Source organism: Alistipes sp. DJF_B185 (assembly GCF_964250025.1).
GTDB classification, from domain to species: Bacteria; Bacteroidota; Bacteroidia; order Bacteroidales; family Rikenellaceae; genus Alistipes; species Alistipes finegoldii.
On the sequence record NZ_CAXUDY010000002.1, the window covers coordinates 467,236 to 485,715 of the forward strand.

Consider the following 18,480-nt stretch of genomic DNA (forward strand, 5'->3'; position numbering starts at 1 on the left):
ATGGGGATTTGCGGGAGCGGACTTTAGCAGTCCGTTCCCGGTATCACCCCGAACGGCAGTCGTGTGGGCCTGCGGGGCCTGAAGAATCAAGTATATAATATGAAAGCCATGATGATGAAAAAACAGAATGTCGGGAATGCCTGCGGATGGGCGGATCGCCTTGCACGCCTTCTGTTACTGCCTGCGCTCACGCTCGTTCTGCTTTGCTCGTGCGACGAGGACAAGGCGAAATCCGAAAGACCGGAAGAGGGGGATCAGCTTTGGAAGATCGTTCCCGTTCTTGCATCCGAAAGCGATGGCTTCGAGGGGCTCGGTGAGTATGGGGTGTCGCTCTACCTTTTCAACGACATGTCATCCGACTGCTATAAATACCAGCATGCCGACTCGTTCGGCGATCTCGAACCGTTCGTGGTGGAAAAGGCGGCTTATTCGCTTGTCGCGCTGATGATGGATCGTGATGTTCCTCATGTTTTCTATGAGGCTTCGGACGAGGCCAAAAAGAACACAACCGTGACCGTAACGGACATGAACGAGACTATTCCGGATATGGTGCTCGGTACGGCGTCCGTTTCCCGGAATGTCGGCGCGACGGTTCCCGTCTCCGACCTGCAACGGCTGGTCGGGGCCTTGGATGTCCGCCTGACCGATGTCCCGAATGATGTCACGGCCGTGGAACTTACCGTAGGCGATCTCTACGACCGGGTCGACCTTACGGGGCAGTACGACTTTTCGACGGGGGAGCCTGCTTCGAAGCGGATCGAGCTGACGAAAGAGGGAACCGTTTTTTCAGCCCGGAGTGTGCTGATGCCTTCGGACGAGACGAGGGCCAATGTGAAGATGGATTTTCGGGTTTTCCGGGGCGACGCGTATGAGGATTTCGTCGTACGTCTTTCCGGAAGTATTCCGGCAGACAAACTCACGCGGCTTGAAGGCCGTACGGAAGAGATCTTGAAGAATGCTGAACTGACGTTGGGTTTGACCTATGCTCCGTGGGATGCGAGCATAACGATCGAAGATCACTTCCAAACCGACGACGACCTGAATAAGGTTTGGTCCTCGGCGCCGCTTCCCATCAGCGGCGCAGCCGATCCCGGATATGACAATTTCTGGGCTTCGTCCGTATTCACCGACTGGGACGGTTCCGTAAAATACGATTCGTATCTTTATGACGGTATCATGGACGGGAGCGACGAGCACAAGGACCTCTATTGGGGCCCCGACGCAGTTGGGGAGGCAGAAAAAGGCACCGTTCCGTCGTGGTATGTGGATTTGGGAACCGGATGTCAGGGCATTACGCTCACCTACTGGAACAAATTCGGAGGCAAAGGCGGCCAGAAGCTCCGCACGATGAATATCTATGGAAGCAATGCTCCGGAGGACTATCGGGGCGGCAACGAAAGCTGGACGCTGATCACGACTTTCACTTCCGACCGGACGAAACCTACGGAAGACGCCGGAGCCGAGGTCACGACCGGGCGGATCGAATTCGACAAGGGAAATGCGACCTACCGGTATGTGAAATGCGAGATCACCTCCCGGGTGAACGCCGACGGCAATGTGGTCGAGGATTCCGATGTGAATGTTGCCGAAGTGCAGATAACCGTGTGGTCCTGTAAATAGGAATGTTTCGGCCCGGCTTGACGGCCGGGCCGTATTTTATGTAAAAATCAATTGGACATGAATGAACGATTGTTGCCGGGACGTATCCGTTCGGGCTGGGGAGTCTCTATTCTTTTTCTTTGTTTAATGGCCCTTTCCGGGTGCTGTTCACACGAAGCGATTCGGGTGAATCTCATTCCGCGCCCGGCGGAAATGGAGGTGCTGTCCGGGTATTTTCAGCCGGGAAACACGACGGTGGACGACTTCACGACCGTAGTTGTGGACAATTCCCGGATGGATGTGCTGGGACGGGAGGGATACGAACTTACGGTCGATCGCTCGTCGGTGAGACTCACGGCCGCCACCCAGACCGGCATTTTCTATGGGAAACGGACGCTGGAACAGTTGATGACCGACAAGGGTATTCCTTGCGTAAGGGTCAGCGACCGGCCCCGGTTTGCCTACCGGGGCATGCACATGGATGTATCGCGGCATTTCTTTCCGAAAAGTCAGGTGCTGAAGATGCTGGACGAAATGGCCCGCTACAAACTCAACGTATTCCATTTCCATCTGACCGATAACGGTGGTTGGCGCATCCGGATCGACAAATATCCGCGGCTCACCGCCGAAGGGGCATTCCGCACGCAGCGGGATTGGTATGCATGGTGGGACCGGAACGACCGTCGCTATCTTCCCGAGGGAACTCCGGGCGCTTACGGCGGATATTTCACCAAAGAGGACATCCGTGAGATCGTGACCTACGCCGCCGAGCGGCACATTACGGTCATTCCCGAGATCGAATTCCCGGCGCATTCCGACGCCGTGTTCATCGGCTATCCGGAGTTGTGCTGTACGGGCAAACCTTATACGACGGGAGAATTTTGTGTCGGCAACGAACAGGTATATACTTTTATGGAGGATGTGCTTACCGAAGTTATGGAGCTTTTCCCTTCGAAATACATCCATATCGGAGGCGACGAGGCCCGGAAAGTCGCCTGGGCGACCTGTCCGAAATGCCAGGCCCTGATCGAGCGGGAGAGACTTAACGGGATACAGGGACTCCAACCCTATATGATCGCCCGTATCCAGGATTTTCTCGCTTCGAAAGGGCGGGTTATGGTCGGCTGGGATGAAATACTGCACAACGAACTGCATTCCGAAACCTTGGTTATGTCGTATCGTGGACAGAAAGGGGCTATCGAAGCCGCTAATCGGGGCAATTATGCCGTAATGACACCCGGTGAAGTGCTCTATTTCGACTGGTATCAGGCCGATCCTTCCACTCAGCCGCGTGCCATGTACGGATATTCTCCCATTAAAAAGATGTACGCTTTCGAGCCGGTGCCGGCTGATCCGGAATCGGCGGCCCGCAACGAGTCGATCATCCGGGCCGAATTCGTGGACCCTGCGGCCGTGGAGCCGATCCGGGCGGATCGCGCCGACCGCATCGTCGGTGTGCAGGGATGTACGTGGGCTGAATATATCGAAGATGAAGAGCAACAGGAATACATGATCTTTCCGCGTCTGCTGGCTGTGGCAGAATTGGCATGGACACCGCAGGAGAAGCGCGAATGGAGCGATTTCAAAGTCCGGATGAACTCCCATATCCCACTGTTGCAGCAACGGGGGCTAAATATTTTTACGCTGAGCGACGAAGTTGAGATCACGACTCGCATTCGTTCCGGAAATAGAGCGGTTGAGGTGACTCTCGACTGTGAGAAATATCCCGCAGAGATTCGCTACACGTTAGACGGAACCCCGCCGACGCCCGACGCTTCGCTTTACGAAGCTCCTTTTACCGTGACCGATTCGACGGTGGTCCGGGCCGCCGTATGTCGGGATGGAGTGATTCGAAGTCCTGAACGGAAACAATTGGTTACTCTCGCCGCGGAGATCGACAACTATTATCCGTTCGATGTGCCGGAAATCTGGAAAGAATATTTCGATTAATCGTTCCATCGACTATTGTGCGTTATCGCCTTTTCTTTCTGGGCGGCAGACTGTGCGCAGCCTTGAAACGGAGTCGGACGTGGCTGACTTTGGGTTGATTCGGGAAAAGGTCCGGGTGGAGGGAATAACAGACAGCCCTTTTATTTTCGGCCTTCGGATTTTTCCCGTATGCCCTGGCGCGGACGAATATGCCGTTGGGTCGCTCCTGTTCCGAAAGATCGTCTTCATTTCGCAAACAGAAACGACATCGTAATTGACGTTCCGGAGGGGGCAATGCCCGATAAACACACCGGTCGATAACCGATTCGTCATAGATCGCCCCGGAGATTTGCTAGTTTTCAAAATCAAAGATCCCCGGGGCTTATCGTACGATTCAGAAGCGATCGATATTTATGTGAACGGTTCAACATCGCATATAATCGGCTTATCTACCAGGTTCAATCTATTTAGAGACGGGAGAACCAAATATTTAAAGTCATACGCTCTATATTAGTGTATAAGCGTTTGTCAATGTGTTTATGTTCCTCAATATTCCGGAACGATAACCCATATCCTCCGAGATAGTTTTGTTGTTCACGATCATTTGATGGAATATAACCATTGGAGGACTGTCTATTTATCATGGTGAAGTCATTCTAAATAAATTATCCAATTTGAAAAATCGGGACATTTTATTAAATTTGTATTCAATAACAGGAGTTGTTTGACAAGATGGAACGCAGATGCGAACAAATGCATACGACTGTTTCCTAACCATTACCTGCTATATGCAAATAGAGTCATAACTTTTTAAGTTACAACTCTATCTAAAAATGAATGGATAATACGTTTGTAGTCTCCGTCGCGCGAGGTCTGAGCCACGAAACTGTTTTCTCGGTCGCAGTTCGCGCCCTCCCGTATCCGGCCTACAGGGATATCCGGATAGCCGTAGAAAGTATTCAGGATGTCGATATACTCGACGCTGGCCGGATGCTCCTCCTTATTGGAAGTAATCCCCAACAAGGTGATGCGCCCCTCGTCGGCATACTTGTAGAGCATGTCGAGCGCCAGCGCATCGTCGATATCGTTACCCATGTCGGTATCGAAAATCACCTTCACGGGCGTCTCTTCCGACACCGCCCCGGAGCAGCCCGTACCAAAAGCCGCGCACAAGGCTACGACTCCGGCAAAATATTTCAGATTTCTCAGCATATGAAAAAGTTTTAAGGTTCGACAATCGTCAGGAATCAATTCGCTCCCGAAATGATAATCAGCGCCAGACCGCCGATGAACAGCAGGAACATGCAGGCCAGCAATCCCTTCACGGAACGTCCCGCGCCCCGGAATTCACGCCAGATGAAGACGCCCCATATCGCGGCGATCATCGGAGCGCCCTGCCCCAGCGCATAAGAGACCGCGGCGCCGGCTTTACCGGCGGCAATGTAGCTGAAAGCCGTACCTAACGCCCATACTGCACCGCCGAGCACTCCGACCAGATGGGTGGAAAGCGATCCGCTGAAATAGGCTTTATAACTGACGGGCGCACCGTCGAAGGGATGGCGCATCACCCATGTATTGAAAACGAAATTGCTGAGCAGCACGCCCACCGAGAATACAAACAGTGCCGAATAGGGAGTCATCATGCCGGGTGTAGGATCGGAGAAATTATCGAGATCCATGGCGGCCGCGACAAAACGGTAAAAGAAAGCCATGATGACGCCGGCGACGGCGGCCAGCGCAACGCCCTTGCGGCTGTTGCTCTTCACGCCGCCCGACTGGCGGGCCGAGGCCATTCCGTTGAGCACAATGGCAACGACGATGAGCGCAACGCCGAGAAAAAGAATCACGGGATCACCTTTCGGAGCCCCCACATAATTGACAATCACCCCCAGCACCAAAGCCAGCCCCACGCCCAGCGGAAAAGCTACGGCCAAACCGGCCAGCGATACCGAAGCGGACAGCAGAATATTCGAAGCATTGAAAACCACGCCGCCCAGCAGCACACTGCCGATGCCGCCCCAGTCTGCCTGAGCGAGATCGGCGACGAAACTACGGCCTTCGCTGCCGAAGCTTCCGAGCGTGAATCCGGACAGGATGCTGAACAACAGCATGCCGATCACATAGTCCCAATAGAAAAGTTCGTAACGCCAGCTTTTCGAAGCCAGTTTCTGCGTGTTTCCCCATGACCCCCAACAGAGCATCGTCACGAAACAAAACACGACGGCCAGTGTATAATTATTTACAACAAACATTAGGATAAAAGTTTTAGGTTAATATTGAAGTTTTGTCTATTCGGCGGAATCTACTTCGCGCCGCTGCGGAATGGAACGCTGGGCGCCGATGCGGGTACAGGCGATTGAAGACGCGGCGGCGGCGAAACGTGCTGCAGCTCCCAACTCGCGCCCTTCGGAGAGGGCGACGGCCAGCGCGCCGTTGAAGACATCTCCGGCAGCCGTCGTATCGACAGCCTCGACACGATAGGCCGGAACGAACTCCTCGCCGCGCTCATCGGCCACCAATGCCCCCGCACTGCCCATCGTAACGGCGACACGCCGTACACCGCGCCCGCGAAACCATGCGGCGGCCGCAACGGCATCGCCGACATTCTCGACTTTCAGCCCCGTCAGCAGCTCTGTCTCGCTGCGGTTCGGCGTAATCAGGTCCAGACGGGCCAACACTTCGTCCGCAATCGGCGCCGCAGGGGCCGGATTCAAAATGACCCGCACTCCGTGACGCACGGCAAGTTCGGTAGCGCGGGCTACCGTCTCCATCGGAATTTCGAGTTGCACGAGCAGGTAATCGGCAGCGGCGATTTCGCTTTCGACAGCATCGATATCCGCAGGCGAAAGCAGGGCGTTGGCCCCCGGAGCCACGACGATACTATTCTCCGCGGCATCATCTACGGCGATAAGCGCCACGCCCGAAGCAACGCCATTGCGGCGTACGATATAGGACGTATCGATACCTTCGCCGGCATAATGCCGCACGGCTTCCGCTCCGAACCCGTCGTCGCCCACGCAGGCGACAAAGCAGACGTCGCCTCCCATACGGGCCGCAGCGACCGCCTGATTGGCGCCCTTGCCGCCTGCATTGATCATAAAATCAGATCCGATAAGCGTCTCTCCGGGAGAGGGAATACGCGGCGTACGGATAACCAGATCGGTATTGGAACTTCCTATTACAACAATTTTTCCCATAATTACATATTATTAATATTCATATTCAGGGCTTCATTCCTGCCAAGACATAGCCGGCGTCAAATCCGGATCTGCGCCTGCAGTCTTTCGAGCACGGCCCGCACCTTCGTCCGTTCGGCATCGAGGAATCGCTGGTAAGGATATGAAAGGTAATCGCTGCATATCCCCATGAGCGAAAGTGCGCACTTGATTCCCTTGATGGCACTGGAACCATAGCGACCGATGGTATAGAGCGACGCGGCGACGGCCATGACATGATGCTGCAGGGCTTTCACCCGTTCCAAGTCATTGGCCGCGGCTGCCTCGTAAAGCGCGACATAGAGTTCCGGAAAAACATTCGCACCGCCGTTGACCCCGCCGGCTGCTCCCAGCATCACACTCTCGGCAGTGAGCTGTTCGGGTCCCATGAAAAGGGCGAAATCGGGACGATCGCTCAGCTCGTAAAGAAGCGTCTGAAAATAGACCATGTTCGACGAACTGTCCTTCAGTCCGATGATGTTCGGATGCCCGGCCAGCTCCTTCACGGTAGCGGGTTCGAGCGACACCTTCACATGCACCGGCATATTATAGAGGCACAAAGGCAGCGGCAGGGCATCGGCCAACGCCTTGTAATACATGGTCAGTTCCGGCTGCGAAGGAGCGAAATAGTAAGGCGGCGCCGCAACGACAGCCGCAGCACCGCATTCGGCGGCCTTGTGCGCCAGTCTCAGACTCTCCTCCAGCGAGGTATCGGTCACGCCGACCAAAACGGGAACGCGGCCCGCAACTGCCGAACAAACCAGCTCGGTAAGTTCATAACGCAGGTGATAGGCCAGACTTTGCGCCTCGCCGGTCGTTCCGAGGATGAAGATTCCGTGAACACCGCCTGCAATCATATGCTCCACCAGTCTGACCGTGCCGTCGCGGTCCAGCGTATTGTTGTCGATCAGCGGTGTGACCATCGGCGGAATAAGACCTTTCAATCGGGAAAAACGTGTTTTCATACATTCAACTATTACAACTGAGACTTTTTGAAATACATTTATATCTATTTAAAACACAAGCAATAACTAAATCGTTTTAGCCAAAAGAACAAAAAAAGGGTCACTTTTGTCCGGTAGACTCCCCTTTCACCAACTCGGCGTTTAGCATGATCGCGGCGCTGGAAGCGCAGTCCGGTTCTTCGATCCGGCGCACCAGCAGACGAACGGCTTCCGTACCGAACAACTCGATCGGCTGCCGCACACTGGTAACGGACACCCGGTACAGATCGAACACTTCATTGCCATCGTAAGCCACGACAGCCACATCGTCGGGCACAGAAACCTGATAACGGTTCAACGCCTTAAGTCCCTCCACGGCCAGACTGTTGGTTGCGAACAACAGGGCGTCCACCTTGCGGTTGGCCCGTTGAAAAAGCTGCCGCACAAGATCATCGACCCGGCGGGCCGTTTCATGAAAATCAATACGATATATCTGCATGCGGTCTTTGAGCCCCAGACGTTCCATCGTGGATTCGTACCCCTTCTCCCGATCGCAGATATTCGACAGCCGCATGGCATAGGAGACCATCGCCACACGCTTATAGCCCGATTCCACCAAATGCTCCACGGCCATTGCCGACGCTTTCTGATTGTTCAGCACCACACGGCTTATTTCCGGATTGTCGATCGTACGGTCGATCAGCACCAGCGGAATATTGAGGCCGTAAATCTCTTCGATATAAGCTTCGGAGCCTTCGCACGGAACAAGGATCAATCCGTCCACGCCCTTGCCCAGAAGTACTTCGACCACATTGCGGAACTTGTCCGCATTCTCGTCCGAACTGCCGAAAATAACGGTATAATTAAAACGGGAGGCATCGTCCTCGATTTTCCGGCATATCTCTGCAAAAAAGCTGTTCGAGATATCGGAAACAACCACACCGATCGTCCGCGAACGTCCGCTCCGCAGACTTCGGGCCGCATTATTAGGCTGATAGTCGAGTTTGTCAGCCATTTCCCGAATGCGTTTGGTCATCTCATCGCTTATGCGATAACGTTTCCCCTTATTATTCATGACGAACGACACCAGCGATATCGAAACTCCGGCAGCTTCGGCAATGTCACGAATCGTTGTACGTTTAGTTTTCATATAGCACACATAATAGCTTTCTATCGCAAATATATACTAAAACGTTTTAGTTGCAAAATAAATCGGCAAAATTTTACGTACAAACTGATCCAAATACTGATAATCAACGAATTGGGAACAAGGTCAATCAGCATCACATCCTCCCGGCATACTCCGTAACTGCTAAAAAGACAGCACAGAACGCATTCTTATCGGCCAAGACGCAACCCGGCGAAGATTATAGGCCGGCGAAAATAGGTTCGCCGCGACCGGACACCTTGTCTTCGCCCCACCCTCCAATTATATATAATGAAGTAACCGGGATTCCGCCGAAACCGATACCGCCAGATAGGGCCGGCAACATCCGGTCCGATCTGGCGGACAATATCGTTCATCAGGGCTTTTTCGGTCTTCCGGACGGAACGCGACGCTACCTCCGGAATTCGAGACGCACGACGACCGGAAAATGGTCCGACGGCGTGCGCGCATCGTAACTGTGCAGTGAAACCTCCTTGGGGAAGGCGCCCGACTTGATCTCCTCGCCGCTGGCGGCGGTCTCCGTACGGTAGGTGTCGGTCAGCACCCCGTAATCGTGCACGCGAACCGACGGCGTCACGAAGATATGGTCGATACGGCTGTCGGTCTTCAGCGAAGGGTTGAAGCTGTTGAACGTACCGTTCGGGGCGTAGCGTCTTCCGGCGGTCTCGTACGAGTCGGCCAAAATGCCCGACGAGACAAAGGTCGTATAGATATGATTGTTCTGGTCGACGTTGAAGTCCCCGGTCAGGATCACGAACTCTTTGGGTTTGCACATTTCGCGAATCTTCGCCACCACCAGCTTGGCGCTCTCCTCGCGGGCCTGCACCCCGATATGGTCCATATGCAGGTTGAAGAACCAGAAGCGGCGCTTGGTCTGCAGGTCGAGGAAATGGCCCCACGTGCAGATGCGCGGCAGCGCGGCGTCCCAGCCCTTGTTCGGACGGTCGGTGATCTCCGAAAGCCAGAAATGGCCATCGTCCAGCAGGCGAAAACGCTCCTTTTTATAAAATATGGGCGCATACTCGCCTTGCGTCTTTCCGTCGTCGCGCCCGACGCCGATATAGTCGTAGTCGGGAAGCTGCGCCAGCATGTCGTGCAGCTGGCCGTCGAGCACCTCCTGACTTCCGAAAATGTCGAAGCCGTGGAATTCGATCAGGCGGCACACCCACGGACCGCGGCGCTCCCAACCGTTGCCGCGCTCGGCGTCGCCCCGATTGGCGTTGCGGATATTATAGGTGGCTACGGTCAGCTCCTGCGCCGCGGCGCAAAAGGTCACGGCGGTAAACAGGGCGAGAATCAGCAATTTCTTCATTTCAAAGGATCGTTTAACGGGTTTCAAGTCGAACAAAGATACAAAAAACGGACGAAATACCCTCCAAACAGGCTTCCGCAAGTAAATTTTTCTGCCGGATTAGTACACTTTCGGACTTGAGGATACGGGGTTCGCCATATTTTTACTATCTTTGGGGTGCAAAAAACCAAACTAATGGAATCAGCCCGTAAAACCTCCGTAACCAAAGTAATGCCCATCCTTTTCAGCTTCTTCGTGATGGGATTCTGCGACGTGGTCGGCATCTCGACCACCTATGTCAAAAACGATTTCAACCTCAGCGAAGCCCTCGCCGGATTCATTCCTTCGATGGTATTCCTGTGGTTCCTGCTGCTCTCGGTCCCCGTAGCACTGGCAATGAACCGCGTCGGACGCAAACGCACCGTCCAGATCAGCAACGTCATCACGATCGTCGGCATGCTGATTCCGTTCGTATCGTATAATTTCGCGACCTGCATGGTGGCCTTCGCGCTGCTGGGAATCGGCAACACGATCCTGCAGGTGTCGCTCAATCCGCTGCTGACGAATGTCGTGTCGGGCGAATCGCTTACCAGCTCGCTCACGGCTGGACAGGTCGTCAAAGCCGTCTCGTCGTTCATGGGTCCGATTATCGCCGTCTTCGCGGTGAACGTCTTCGGCAACTGGCAGTACCTCTTCCCGATCTTCGCCGCGATCACGCTTCTCTCGTCGCTTTGGCTGATGATGACCTCGATTCCCAAAGAGGAGGTTTCCCTACAGTCGGGCAGTTCGGTCGGCGCAACGTTCTCGCTGCTGAAGGACAGCCATATCCTGCTCTTCTTCATCGGCATCCTCTGCACCGTAGGTCTCGACGTAGGCATGAACACGCTGACGCCCAAACTGCTGATCGAACGCTGCGGACTCGAAATCACCGACGCAGGACTCGGATCGAGCGTCTATTTCTTCTGCCGTACGGCCGGCGCATTCATCGGCGCATTCCTGCTGGCGCGTCTCTCGGACGTCCGCTACCTGCGCGTAAACCTCGTCGTGATGCTCGCGGCGCTGGGCGTGCTCTATTTCGCCAACAGCTACATCGAGATACTGATTTGCGTGGGCGTCTTCGCCTTCGCCCTCTCGTGCGTCTTCTCGATCGTCTACTCGCTGGCGCTGCGCCGCCGCCCGGACAAGGCCAATGAAATTTCGGGCCTGATGATTACGGGCGTCTGCGGAGGCGCGATCATTCCCCCGCTGATGGGCCTGCTGACCGAAACCGTCGGATCGCAGGTCGGATCGCTCATCGTCCTGACCGTATGCGCCGTATACCTGATCTTCTGCGCCTACAGCATCAAAACCCAAGCCAACAAATAACCAAAATACCATGTACAGATACGACAACCGTGTGGTCATCACACTCGACGCAGGCGGCACGAACTTGGTGTTCGGCGCCATGCAGGCCAACAAATTCATCGTCGATCCCATCACGCTGCCGTCGAACGCCGACAACTTGGACAAATGTCTGGCGACGATGGTCGAAGGTTTTCAGGCCGTCATCGACAAGCTGGAGGAGAAACCCGTCGCCATCAGCTTCGCGTTCCCCGGCCCGGCCGACTACCCGAACGGAATCATCGGCGGATACCTGCCCAACTTCCCCTCATTCCGCGAAGGCGTGGCGCTGGGGCCGTTCCTCGAATACAAATTCGGCATTCCGGTCTTCATCAACAACGACGGCGACCTCTTTGCCTACGGCGAAGCGCTGGGCGGCGCACTGCCCGAAGTGAACGCCCGGCTCGAAGCGCTGGGCAGCCCCAAACGCTACAAGAATCTGGTAGGCTACACGTTCGGCACGGGTCTGGGCATCGGTATCGTGGTGAACAACGAACTCAACCGCGGCGACAACTCGTGCGTCGAGACTTTTTGCCTCAAGCACAAGAAGATGCCCGACATTATCGTCGAAGACGGCGCCGCGATCCGCGCCGTGAAGCGCGTTTACGGAGAGTTGTCGGGCAACCCGGACCACGGGCTGGAACCGAAGGACCTCTGCGATATCGCCGACGGAAAACGCGAAGGCGACACGGAAGCCGCCCGCAAGGCTTTCGCCGAGATGGGCGAGATCGCCGGCGACGCCATGGCGACGGCCGTGACGCTGATCGACGGTCTGATCGTCATCGGCGGCGGCATCACGGGCGCCCGCAAATGGATCATGCCCAGCCTGCTCAAAGAGCTGCGCAGCAAGATGCACACCATCGCGGGCGACGAGCTGAACCGCGTGCAGATGAAGGTTTACGATCTGGACAGCGAAGAGGAGTTCAAGGAGTTCGCCAAAGGCGATCAGCGCACGCTGAAGGTCTACGGAACCGACCGTTACGTGGCTTACGACCCCCAGAAGCGCATCGGCGTCGCTATTTCGAAACTCGGCGCGAGCAACGCCATTTCGGTGGGCGCATACGCGTTCGCCCTGAGCCAGCTCGACGCGCAAAAAGCACAATAAAACTATTATGTATAAGTTCCAACCCATTCTCAAATCGACGATCTGGGGCGGCGAAAAAATCGTCCCCTACAAACAAATCGCATCCGGCCAGACGCAGGTCGGCGAAAGCTGGGAGCTTTCGGGCGTCAAAGGCAACGAATCGGTCGTGGCCGGAGGTCCCGAAGCGGGCACTACCCTGCCGGGCCTGATCGCCCGCCACGGCGCCGCACTGCTCGGCAAAGCCAACTTCGAACGTTTCGGCGAGGAGTTCCCGCTGCTGATCAAGTTCATCGACGCGCGGCAGGATCTCTCGATTCAGGTACACCCCGACGACCGGCTGGCGTGGGAGCGTCACAAGTCGAAAGGCAAAACCGAAATGTGGTATGTCGTGGACGCCGACAAGGGCGCACGGCTCCGGTCGGGATTCGCCAAGCAGGTGACGCCCGCCCAGTACGAAGCCAGCGTCGAGGACAACACCATCACCGACATCCTCGCCGAGTACGAGATACATCCGGGCGACCTCTTCTTCCTGCCGGCAGGCCGCGTCCACAGTATCGGCGCGGGCGCGTTCATCGCCGAGATTCAGCAGACTTCGGACATCACCTACCGCATCTACGACTTCAACCGCAAGGACGCCGACGGCAATACCCGCGAACTGCACACCGAGCTGGCGAAGGGAGCCATCGACTACACCGTGCTGCCCGACTACCGCACCAAGTACGAGCAGGTGCAGGACCGCGAAACGGAACTGGTGTCGTGTCCCTACTTCACCACGTCGCTCTGCGACCTGACCGCTCCGCTGACGCTCGATTACGCGGCGCTCGACTCGTTCGTCGTTGTGATCTGCGTCGAAGGCAAAGGCATGATCGCTGACGACAGCGGCAACGAAATGCCGATCCATCAGGGCGAGACGGTACTGCTTCCGGCTACCGTGAAGTCGCTCCGCGTCGTCCCCGAAGGGAAGCTCAAAATGCTGACCAGCTGCATCAAGTAAATGGAATGCACTCTGACAGATAAATCCGGCGGTTCCGACTGCCGGATTTTTTCATTTTCCGCGGCAACCCCGATAATAAATTTTATCTTCATCGGCTCATTGCATCGTAAAAATAATCGCCCGCCTCGGCAAATCGAGGAAAAAATTTTCTTTTAACAAAATTCCGTTGCAGGACTCCGTTCTTTTTAGTACCTTTGGAGGTGCAACCGGAACACTAAAAAACAGAGAATCTTACGACATGGAGAAGAAACTGCAAGAGATCGCATCGCACTTCGCTTTGGAGGGAGGCATCGCGGCCATAGACTCGCTGGGCGAGGGTTTTATCAACGATACGTTCATCATCCGCACCGAAGGGGAGGCCCCCGATTACATTCTTCAGCGCAAGAACAAAAACATATTTCCCGACGTTCCGGCCATGATGGACAACATCCGCCGGGTTACCGACCACATCCGCCGCGGAGTCATCGCGGCAGGCGGCGATCCCCGGCGCGAAGTGATGACCGTGGTCCCGACCAGAGAGGACGCGCTGTACCACATCGACGGCGACGGCGAATATTGGGCCGTCTCGGTTTTCATCGACGACACCGTCGCCTACAACAAGGCCGATTCGCCCGAACTGGCCCGCAAGGGCGGCGAAGGAATCGGCAAATTCCAAGCCCAGCTGGCCGACTTCACCGAGCCGCTGGCCGAAACGATCAAGGGATTCCACAACATCCGCCACCGCTTCGTGCAGTGGGACGAGGCGCTGAAGCGCGACGCCGCAGGCCGCAAAAAGGAGCTTTCGGAGGAGATCGGCTGGATCGAATCGCGGCGCGGAGAGATGCTCGGCTTCTGGTCCAAGGTCGAGGACGGCACGATTCCGACGCGCGTGACGCACAACGACACCAAGATCAACAATATTCTCTTCGACAGGCAGGGCGAGGTGCTCTGCGCCATCGACCTCGACACGGTGATGGCCTCCACGTCGCTCAACGACTTCGGCGACGCCATCCGCTCCTACGCCAACACGGGCGACGAGGACGACCGCGACCTTTCGCGCGTCGGGCTGTCACTCGAAATGTTCCGGGCCTACACCGAGGGCTACCTCTCGCAGCGGGCCAAACAGCTCACCGACTCCGAAATCGACCATCTGGCTTTCTCGGCCCGATACATCACCTTCGAACAGGTCCTGCGTTTCCTGATGGACTACATCGACGGCGACACCTATTATAAAATCAAATACCCCGGTCACAACCTTGTGCGCACCCACGCCCAGTACCGCCTGCTGCAAAGCATGGAGGAGCATTACGGCGAAATGTGCCGCATCGTACGGGAAACCGTGGACAAATACCGCAAGGCATGACGGAAATACGCAAAATCACGGGCATCGTCCCCACGAACAAGGCTGCCGTCGAAGCGGCTTTCGCCGGCATCGAACCGCAGGCCCTAGCCTGCTGCAACTGGCCGGACCAATTTCCTTACGCGCCGGAGGTTTCGTTCCGCATGTTCCACACGGGCGACTACCTGATGCTGCGCTTCGACGTCGCGGAACGCTGCACGATGGCCCGCGTCACGGAGGACAACGGCGAAGTTTGGACCGATTCGTGCGTGGAGTTCTTCATCGCCCCCGACGACAGCGGCTATTACTACAACTTCGAGTGCAGTTGCATCGGACGCCTGCTGCTGGGCTTCCGCAAGGAGCGCGAGCACCCGGCGCACGCCGCGCCCAAGGTGATGGCCGCCATCCTGCGGAATCCGAGCCTCGGACTGCGGCCGTTCCCCGAACACGAAGGAGACAACCGCTGGTCGGTCGTGCTGGCCATTCCCCCGCAGGCGCTGTTCATGCACGAGCTGAGCGACTGGAGCGGTCTGAAGGCATCGGTGAACCTCTACAAATGCGGCGACAAACTTTCGCAGCCCCATTTCCTTTCGTGGAAGCCGATCGAGACGCCGAAACCCGACTTCCACCGGCCCGATTTTTTCGAACAAATTAAATTTTCAGAGATATGAACAACAAATATTCACTTCCGAAAGACGGCGGCCTGATCGCAGAATCGACGCCGCGCGACATCATCCATCGTTACGAGAAAATTCACACGACGGTCTATGAAAACGAATATCTGGGCGTTCAGTACGTTGCCGACACCATCGTCAAGGCGATCCGCACCTACAACGAACTCCACTGTTCGAACGAAGTCTACGAAGAGCAGCAGCCCTTCGTGCTGGGCCTTACCACGGGCCGCACGCCGCTGGGACTCTACCGCGAGCTGGTGAAACGCCACAAAGAGGGTCTCGTCAGCTTCCGCAACGTGGCCGTATTCAGCCTCGACGAGTTCTACCCCATCCGCTCGACCGAGCAGCAGAGCCGCAACTTCCGCATCCACGAGGATTTCCTCAACCACATCGACATCCTGCCCGAAAACATCCACATCCCCGACGGCACCATCTCCGAGGACAAGGTTTCGGAGTACTGCGCCTCGTACGACCACTCGGTGCGCAAGATCGACCTGATGATTATCGGCGTGGGCGAAGACGGCCAGATCGGTTTCAACGAACCGGGTTCCTATGCCAAGTCGCGCACCCGGCTGGTGCAGCTGACCCACAACACCCGCAAAATCCAGTCGGGCGCATTCTTCGGACTGGACTACACCCCGAAGCTGGCCATCACGATGGGTATCGACACGATCATGCGGGCCGACAAGATCATCCTGATGGCTTGGGGCGAAGAGAAGGCCCAGATCATCCAGAAGGTCGTCGAAGGCGAGATCACGACCCAAGTGCCGGCATCGAACCTGCAGGCCCACCCCAACATCGAAGTCGTAATCGACGAGAACGCCGCCCAGCTGCTCACCCGCGAGCAGACGCCGTGGCTGGTAGGCCCCTGCAAATGGACGCCCAAATTCACCCGCAAGGCCGTGGTGTGGCTCTGCGGCGTGGTGCAGAAACCGATCCTGAAGCTCACCTACAAGGATTACATCGAAAATTCGCTGGGCGAACTGCTCGAACAGGGCCGCGCCTACGACCAGATCAACATCGACGTATTCAATGACCTCCAGCACACCATCACCGGCTGGCCGGGCGGCAAGCCCAACGCCGACGATTCGACGCGCCCCGTGCCGTCGAATCCGTATCCCAAACGCATCGTGATTTTCTCGCCCCACCCCGACGACGACGTGATTTCGATGGGCGGCACGTTCATCCGTCTGGTGCAGCAGGGACACGACGTGCACGTGGCGTATGAAACTTCGGGCAACGTCGCCGTACACGACGACGTAGTGCTCCAGAACATCGACACGGCCCGCGAACTGGGCTACGGCAACCACTACGCCGAAGTCGAGAAGATCATCGCCGGCAAGAAGAAGGGCGAACCCGAACCCCGTCCGCTGCTCGACCTCAAGGGCGCCATCCGCCGTGCGGAGGCCCGCGCCGCCGTGCGCTCGTTCGGGCTGAACCCCGACACCAACGCCCATTTCCTCAACCTGCCGTTCTACGAGACGGGCGGCATCAAGAAGGGACTGCTCACGGAGAAGGACATCGAAATCATCGTCAAACTGCTCCGCGAGGTGAAGCCCCACCAGATTTACGCCGCCGGCGACCTCGCCGACCCCCACGGCACGCACCGTACGGCCATGGAGGCCGTGCTCGGCGCGCTCGACGTGGTGAAGGACGACGAATGGCTCAAGGAGTGCCACCTCTGGCTCTACCGCGGCGCATGGATGGAATGGGATCTCGGCATGGTCGACATGGCGGTGCCCTTGTCGCCCGACGAGCTGATCATGAAGCGTCACGCCATCTACCGCCACCTCTCGCAGAAGGACATCATGCCCTTCCCCGGCAGCGACCCCCGCGAATTCTGGCAGCGCGCCGAAGAGCGCACGCAGAACACCGCCAAGCTTTACGACAAGCTCGGCATGGCGGAGTATCAGGCAATCGAGGTATTCGTGAAGATGTTCTGACGAGCCCCCGCAAATGAAAAAACAATCAATAACCCAATAATTCAACCATTCAATCTATGCGACTGATTATCGAAGACACGCAGGAAAACGCAGGCCGCTGGGCAGCGCGCTACATCGTAGAGCAAATCAACAAGAAACAGGCGGCCGGAGGCACCTTCGTACTGGGACTGCCTACGGGTTCGACCCCGCTGACGACATACAAAGAGCTGATCGCGCTGAACAAGGCCGGAAAGGTCTCCTTCAAGGATGTCGTTACGTTCAACATGGACGAGTACGTCGGGCTTCCCGAAGAGCACCCCGAAAGCTACCATTCGTTCATGTGGAACACCTTCTTCAACCACGTGGACATCAACCCGGCCAACGTCAATATCCTCAACGGCAACGCCCCCGACCTGCAGAAGGAGTGCGACGAATACGAGGAGAAAATCCGCAAGGCGGGCGGCATCGACCTCTTCATGGGCGGTGTCGGCGAAGACGGACACTTGGCGTTCAACGAGCCGTTCTCGTCGCTCAACTCGCGTACGCGCGTCAAAACGCTGACTTACGACACGCTCGTCGTGAATTCGCGCTTCTTCGACAACGACGTGAACAAGGTTCCCAAACAGGCCATGTCGGTAGGCGTCGCCACGGTGCTCGATTCGAAGCAGGTGCTGATCCTCGCGCTCGGCCACAAGAAAGCCCGCGCCCTGCAGCAGTGCGTCGAAGGTCCCTACTCGCATGTCTGCACGATTTCGGCCATGCAGGTACACCCGCACGGAATCGTCGTATGCGACGAACCCGCGACCGTCGAACTGAAAGTCGGCACGTACCGCTATTTCAAGGACATCGAGAAAGAGAACCTGATCTGATAATGCCGGAGCGGCCCGGGGGGGGGGGGGGGGGGGGGGGGGGGGGGGGGGGGGGGGGGGGGGGGGGGGGGGGGGGGGGGGGGGGGGGGGGGG

General features: G+C 56.7%; 15 protein-coding genes. 9 read left to right on the forward strand and 6 right to left on the reverse strand.

Translation table 11 applies throughout. The features are described from left to right. The first annotated feature begins 108 nt into the window (after window positions 1-108). On the forward strand, window positions 109-1,620 hold the full coding sequence (locus tag ACESTR_RS05090; RefSeq protein WP_373178918.1) for a hypothetical protein: 1,512 nt from the start codon (window positions 109-111) through the stop codon (window positions 1,618-1,620). Window positions 1,621-1,812: 192 nt separating this feature from the next. Further along, window positions 1,813-3,549 (forward strand): beta-N-acetylhexosaminidase, encoded by a 1,737-nt coding sequence (locus tag ACESTR_RS05095; protein ID WP_373178919.1) that lies wholly within the window; start codon window positions 1,813-1,815, stop codon window positions 3,547-3,549. A gap of 789 nt (window positions 3,550-4,338) precedes the next feature. Here ACESTR_RS05095 and ACESTR_RS05100 read toward each other — a convergent pair. The 6 genes from ACESTR_RS05100 to ACESTR_RS05125 all read right to left on the reverse strand — a co-directional run bounded on the left by ACESTR_RS05100 (window position 4,339) and on the right by ACESTR_RS05125 (window position 10,167). Beyond that, window positions 4,339-4,740, reverse strand: a complete 402-nt coding sequence (locus ACESTR_RS05100) for a hypothetical protein (RefSeq protein ID WP_373178921.1) — start codon at window positions 4,738-4,740, stop codon at window positions 4,339-4,341. Window positions 4,741-4,775: 35 nt separating this feature from the next. Then, on the reverse strand, window positions 4,776-5,780 hold the full coding sequence (locus ACESTR_RS05105) for a multidrug DMT transporter permease (RefSeq protein ID WP_278686678.1): 1,005 nt from the start codon (window positions 5,778-5,780) through the stop codon (window positions 4,776-4,778). 36 nt (window positions 5,781-5,816) lie between these two features. Then, a complete protein-coding gene (gene rbsK / locus ACESTR_RS05110) occupies window positions 5,817-6,725 on the reverse strand; it encodes a ribokinase (RefSeq protein WP_195290218.1) in 909 nt (302 codons plus the stop codon). Between the two features lie 59 nt (window positions 6,726-6,784). Next, on the reverse strand, window positions 6,785-7,708 hold the full coding sequence (locus tag ACESTR_RS05115; protein ID WP_195290217.1) for a dihydrodipicolinate synthase family protein: 924 nt from the start codon (window positions 7,706-7,708) through the stop codon (window positions 6,785-6,787). Between the two features lie 100 nt (window positions 7,709-7,808). Continuing rightward, complete coding sequence (locus ACESTR_RS05120; RefSeq protein WP_270391189.1) at window positions 7,809-8,837, reverse strand: LacI family DNA-binding transcriptional regulator; 1,029 nt, start codon at window positions 8,835-8,837, stop codon at window positions 7,809-7,811. Window positions 8,838-9,246: 409 nt separating this feature from the next. Next, entirely contained in the window at window positions 9,247-10,167 is a 921-nt protein-coding gene (locus ACESTR_RS05125) for an endonuclease/exonuclease/phosphatase family protein (RefSeq protein ID WP_279064742.1), read from the reverse strand. A gap of 174 nt (window positions 10,168-10,341) precedes the next feature. On the opposite strand from ACESTR_RS05125, the gene ACESTR_RS05130 reads away from it, so the two are divergent. From ACESTR_RS05130 to nagB, 7 genes are all read left to right on the forward strand, one after another. Next, window positions 10,342-11,511 (forward strand): MFS transporter, encoded by a 1,170-nt coding sequence (locus tag ACESTR_RS05130; RefSeq protein ID WP_195290214.1) that lies wholly within the window; start codon window positions 10,342-10,344, stop codon window positions 11,509-11,511. A 10-nt stretch (window positions 11,512-11,521) separates the two neighbouring features. Then, window positions 11,522-12,631: an ROK family protein gene (locus ACESTR_RS05135; protein WP_302989765.1), complete on the forward strand. Its 1,110-nt coding sequence runs from the start codon at window positions 11,522-11,524 to the stop codon at window positions 12,629-12,631. Window positions 12,632-12,638: 7 nt separating this feature from the next. Next, window positions 12,639-13,604, forward strand: coding sequence for a type I phosphomannose isomerase catalytic subunit (locus ACESTR_RS05140; RefSeq protein WP_009596958.1), 966 nt, complete (start codon window positions 12,639-12,641; stop codon window positions 13,602-13,604). Window positions 13,605-13,842: 238 nt separating this feature from the next. Beyond that, on the forward strand, window positions 13,843-14,946 hold the full coding sequence (locus ACESTR_RS05145; protein ID WP_014776072.1) for a phosphotransferase enzyme family protein: 1,104 nt from the start codon (window positions 13,843-13,845) through the stop codon (window positions 14,944-14,946). After that, the gene (locus ACESTR_RS05150; protein ID WP_014776071.1) at window positions 14,943-15,593 is read left to right on the forward strand and encodes a carbohydrate-binding family 9-like protein; all 651 of its coding nucleotides are present in this window, start codon (window positions 14,943-14,945) and stop codon (window positions 15,591-15,593) included. Before ACESTR_RS05145 ends, ACESTR_RS05150 begins: the two co-directional genes overlap by 4 nt. Beyond that, complete coding sequence (locus tag ACESTR_RS05155) at window positions 15,590-17,539, forward strand: 6-phosphogluconolactonase (protein WP_009596991.1); 1,950 nt, start codon at window positions 15,590-15,592, stop codon at window positions 17,537-17,539. The genes ACESTR_RS05150 and ACESTR_RS05155 overlap by 4 nt, the downstream gene beginning before the upstream one ends. 56 nt (window positions 17,540-17,595) lie before the next feature. Beyond that, complete coding sequence (gene nagB / locus ACESTR_RS05160; RefSeq protein ID WP_009596972.1) at window positions 17,596-18,387, forward strand: glucosamine-6-phosphate deaminase; 792 nt, start codon at window positions 17,596-17,598, stop codon at window positions 18,385-18,387. The last annotated feature ends 93 nt before the right edge of the window (window positions 18,388-18,480 follow it).

Bases quoted from the DNA above. Each gene is read 5' to 3' on its own strand.
- ACESTR_RS05115 (WP_195290217.1), bottom strand. From the start codon at position 7,708: ATGAAAACACGTTTTTCCCGATTGAAAGGTCTTATTCCGCCGATGGTC.
- ACESTR_RS05130 (WP_195290214.1), top strand. From the start codon at position 10,342: ATGGAATCAGCCCGTAAAACCTCCGTAACCAAAGTAATGCCCATCCTT.
- ACESTR_RS05150 (WP_014776071.1), top strand. From the start codon at position 14,943: ATGACGGAAATACGCAAAATCACGGGCATCGTCCCCACGAACAAGGCT.
- ACESTR_RS05095 (WP_373178919.1), top strand. From the start codon at position 1,813: ATGGAGGTGCTGTCCGGGTATTTTCAGCCGGGAAACACGACGGTGGAC.
- rbsK (WP_195290218.1), bottom strand. From the start codon at position 6,725: ATGGGAAAAATTGTTGTAATAGGAAGTTCCAATACCGATCTGGTTATC.
- nagB (WP_009596972.1), top strand. From the start codon at position 17,596: ATGCGACTGATTATCGAAGACACGCAGGAAAACGCAGGCCGCTGGGCA.
- ACESTR_RS05155 (WP_009596991.1), top strand. From the start codon at position 15,590: ATGAACAACAAATATTCACTTCCGAAAGACGGCGGCCTGATCGCAGAA.
- ACESTR_RS05135 (WP_302989765.1), top strand. From the start codon at position 11,522: ATGTACAGATACGACAACCGTGTGGTCATCACACTCGACGCAGGCGGC.
- ACESTR_RS05105 (WP_278686678.1), bottom strand. From the start codon at position 5,780: ATGTTTGTTGTAAATAATTATACACTGGCCGTCGTGTTTTGTTTCGTG.
- ACESTR_RS05140 (WP_009596958.1), top strand. From the start codon at position 12,639: ATGTATAAGTTCCAACCCATTCTCAAATCGACGATCTGGGGCGGCGAA.
- ACESTR_RS05120 (WP_270391189.1), bottom strand. From the start codon at position 8,837: ATGAAAACTAAACGTACAACGATTCGTGACATTGCCGAAGCTGCCGGA.
- ACESTR_RS05090 (WP_373178918.1), top strand. From the start codon at position 109: ATGATGATGAAAAAACAGAATGTCGGGAATGCCTGCGGATGGGCGGAT.
- ACESTR_RS05125 (WP_279064742.1), bottom strand. From the start codon at position 10,167: ATGAAGAAATTGCTGATTCTCGCCCTGTTTACCGCCGTGACCTTTTGC.
- ACESTR_RS05145 (WP_014776072.1), top strand. From the start codon at position 13,843: ATGGAGAAGAAACTGCAAGAGATCGCATCGCACTTCGCTTTGGAGGGA.
- ACESTR_RS05100 (WP_373178921.1), bottom strand. From the start codon at position 4,740: ATGCTGAGAAATCTGAAATATTTTGCCGGAGTCGTAGCCTTGTGCGCG.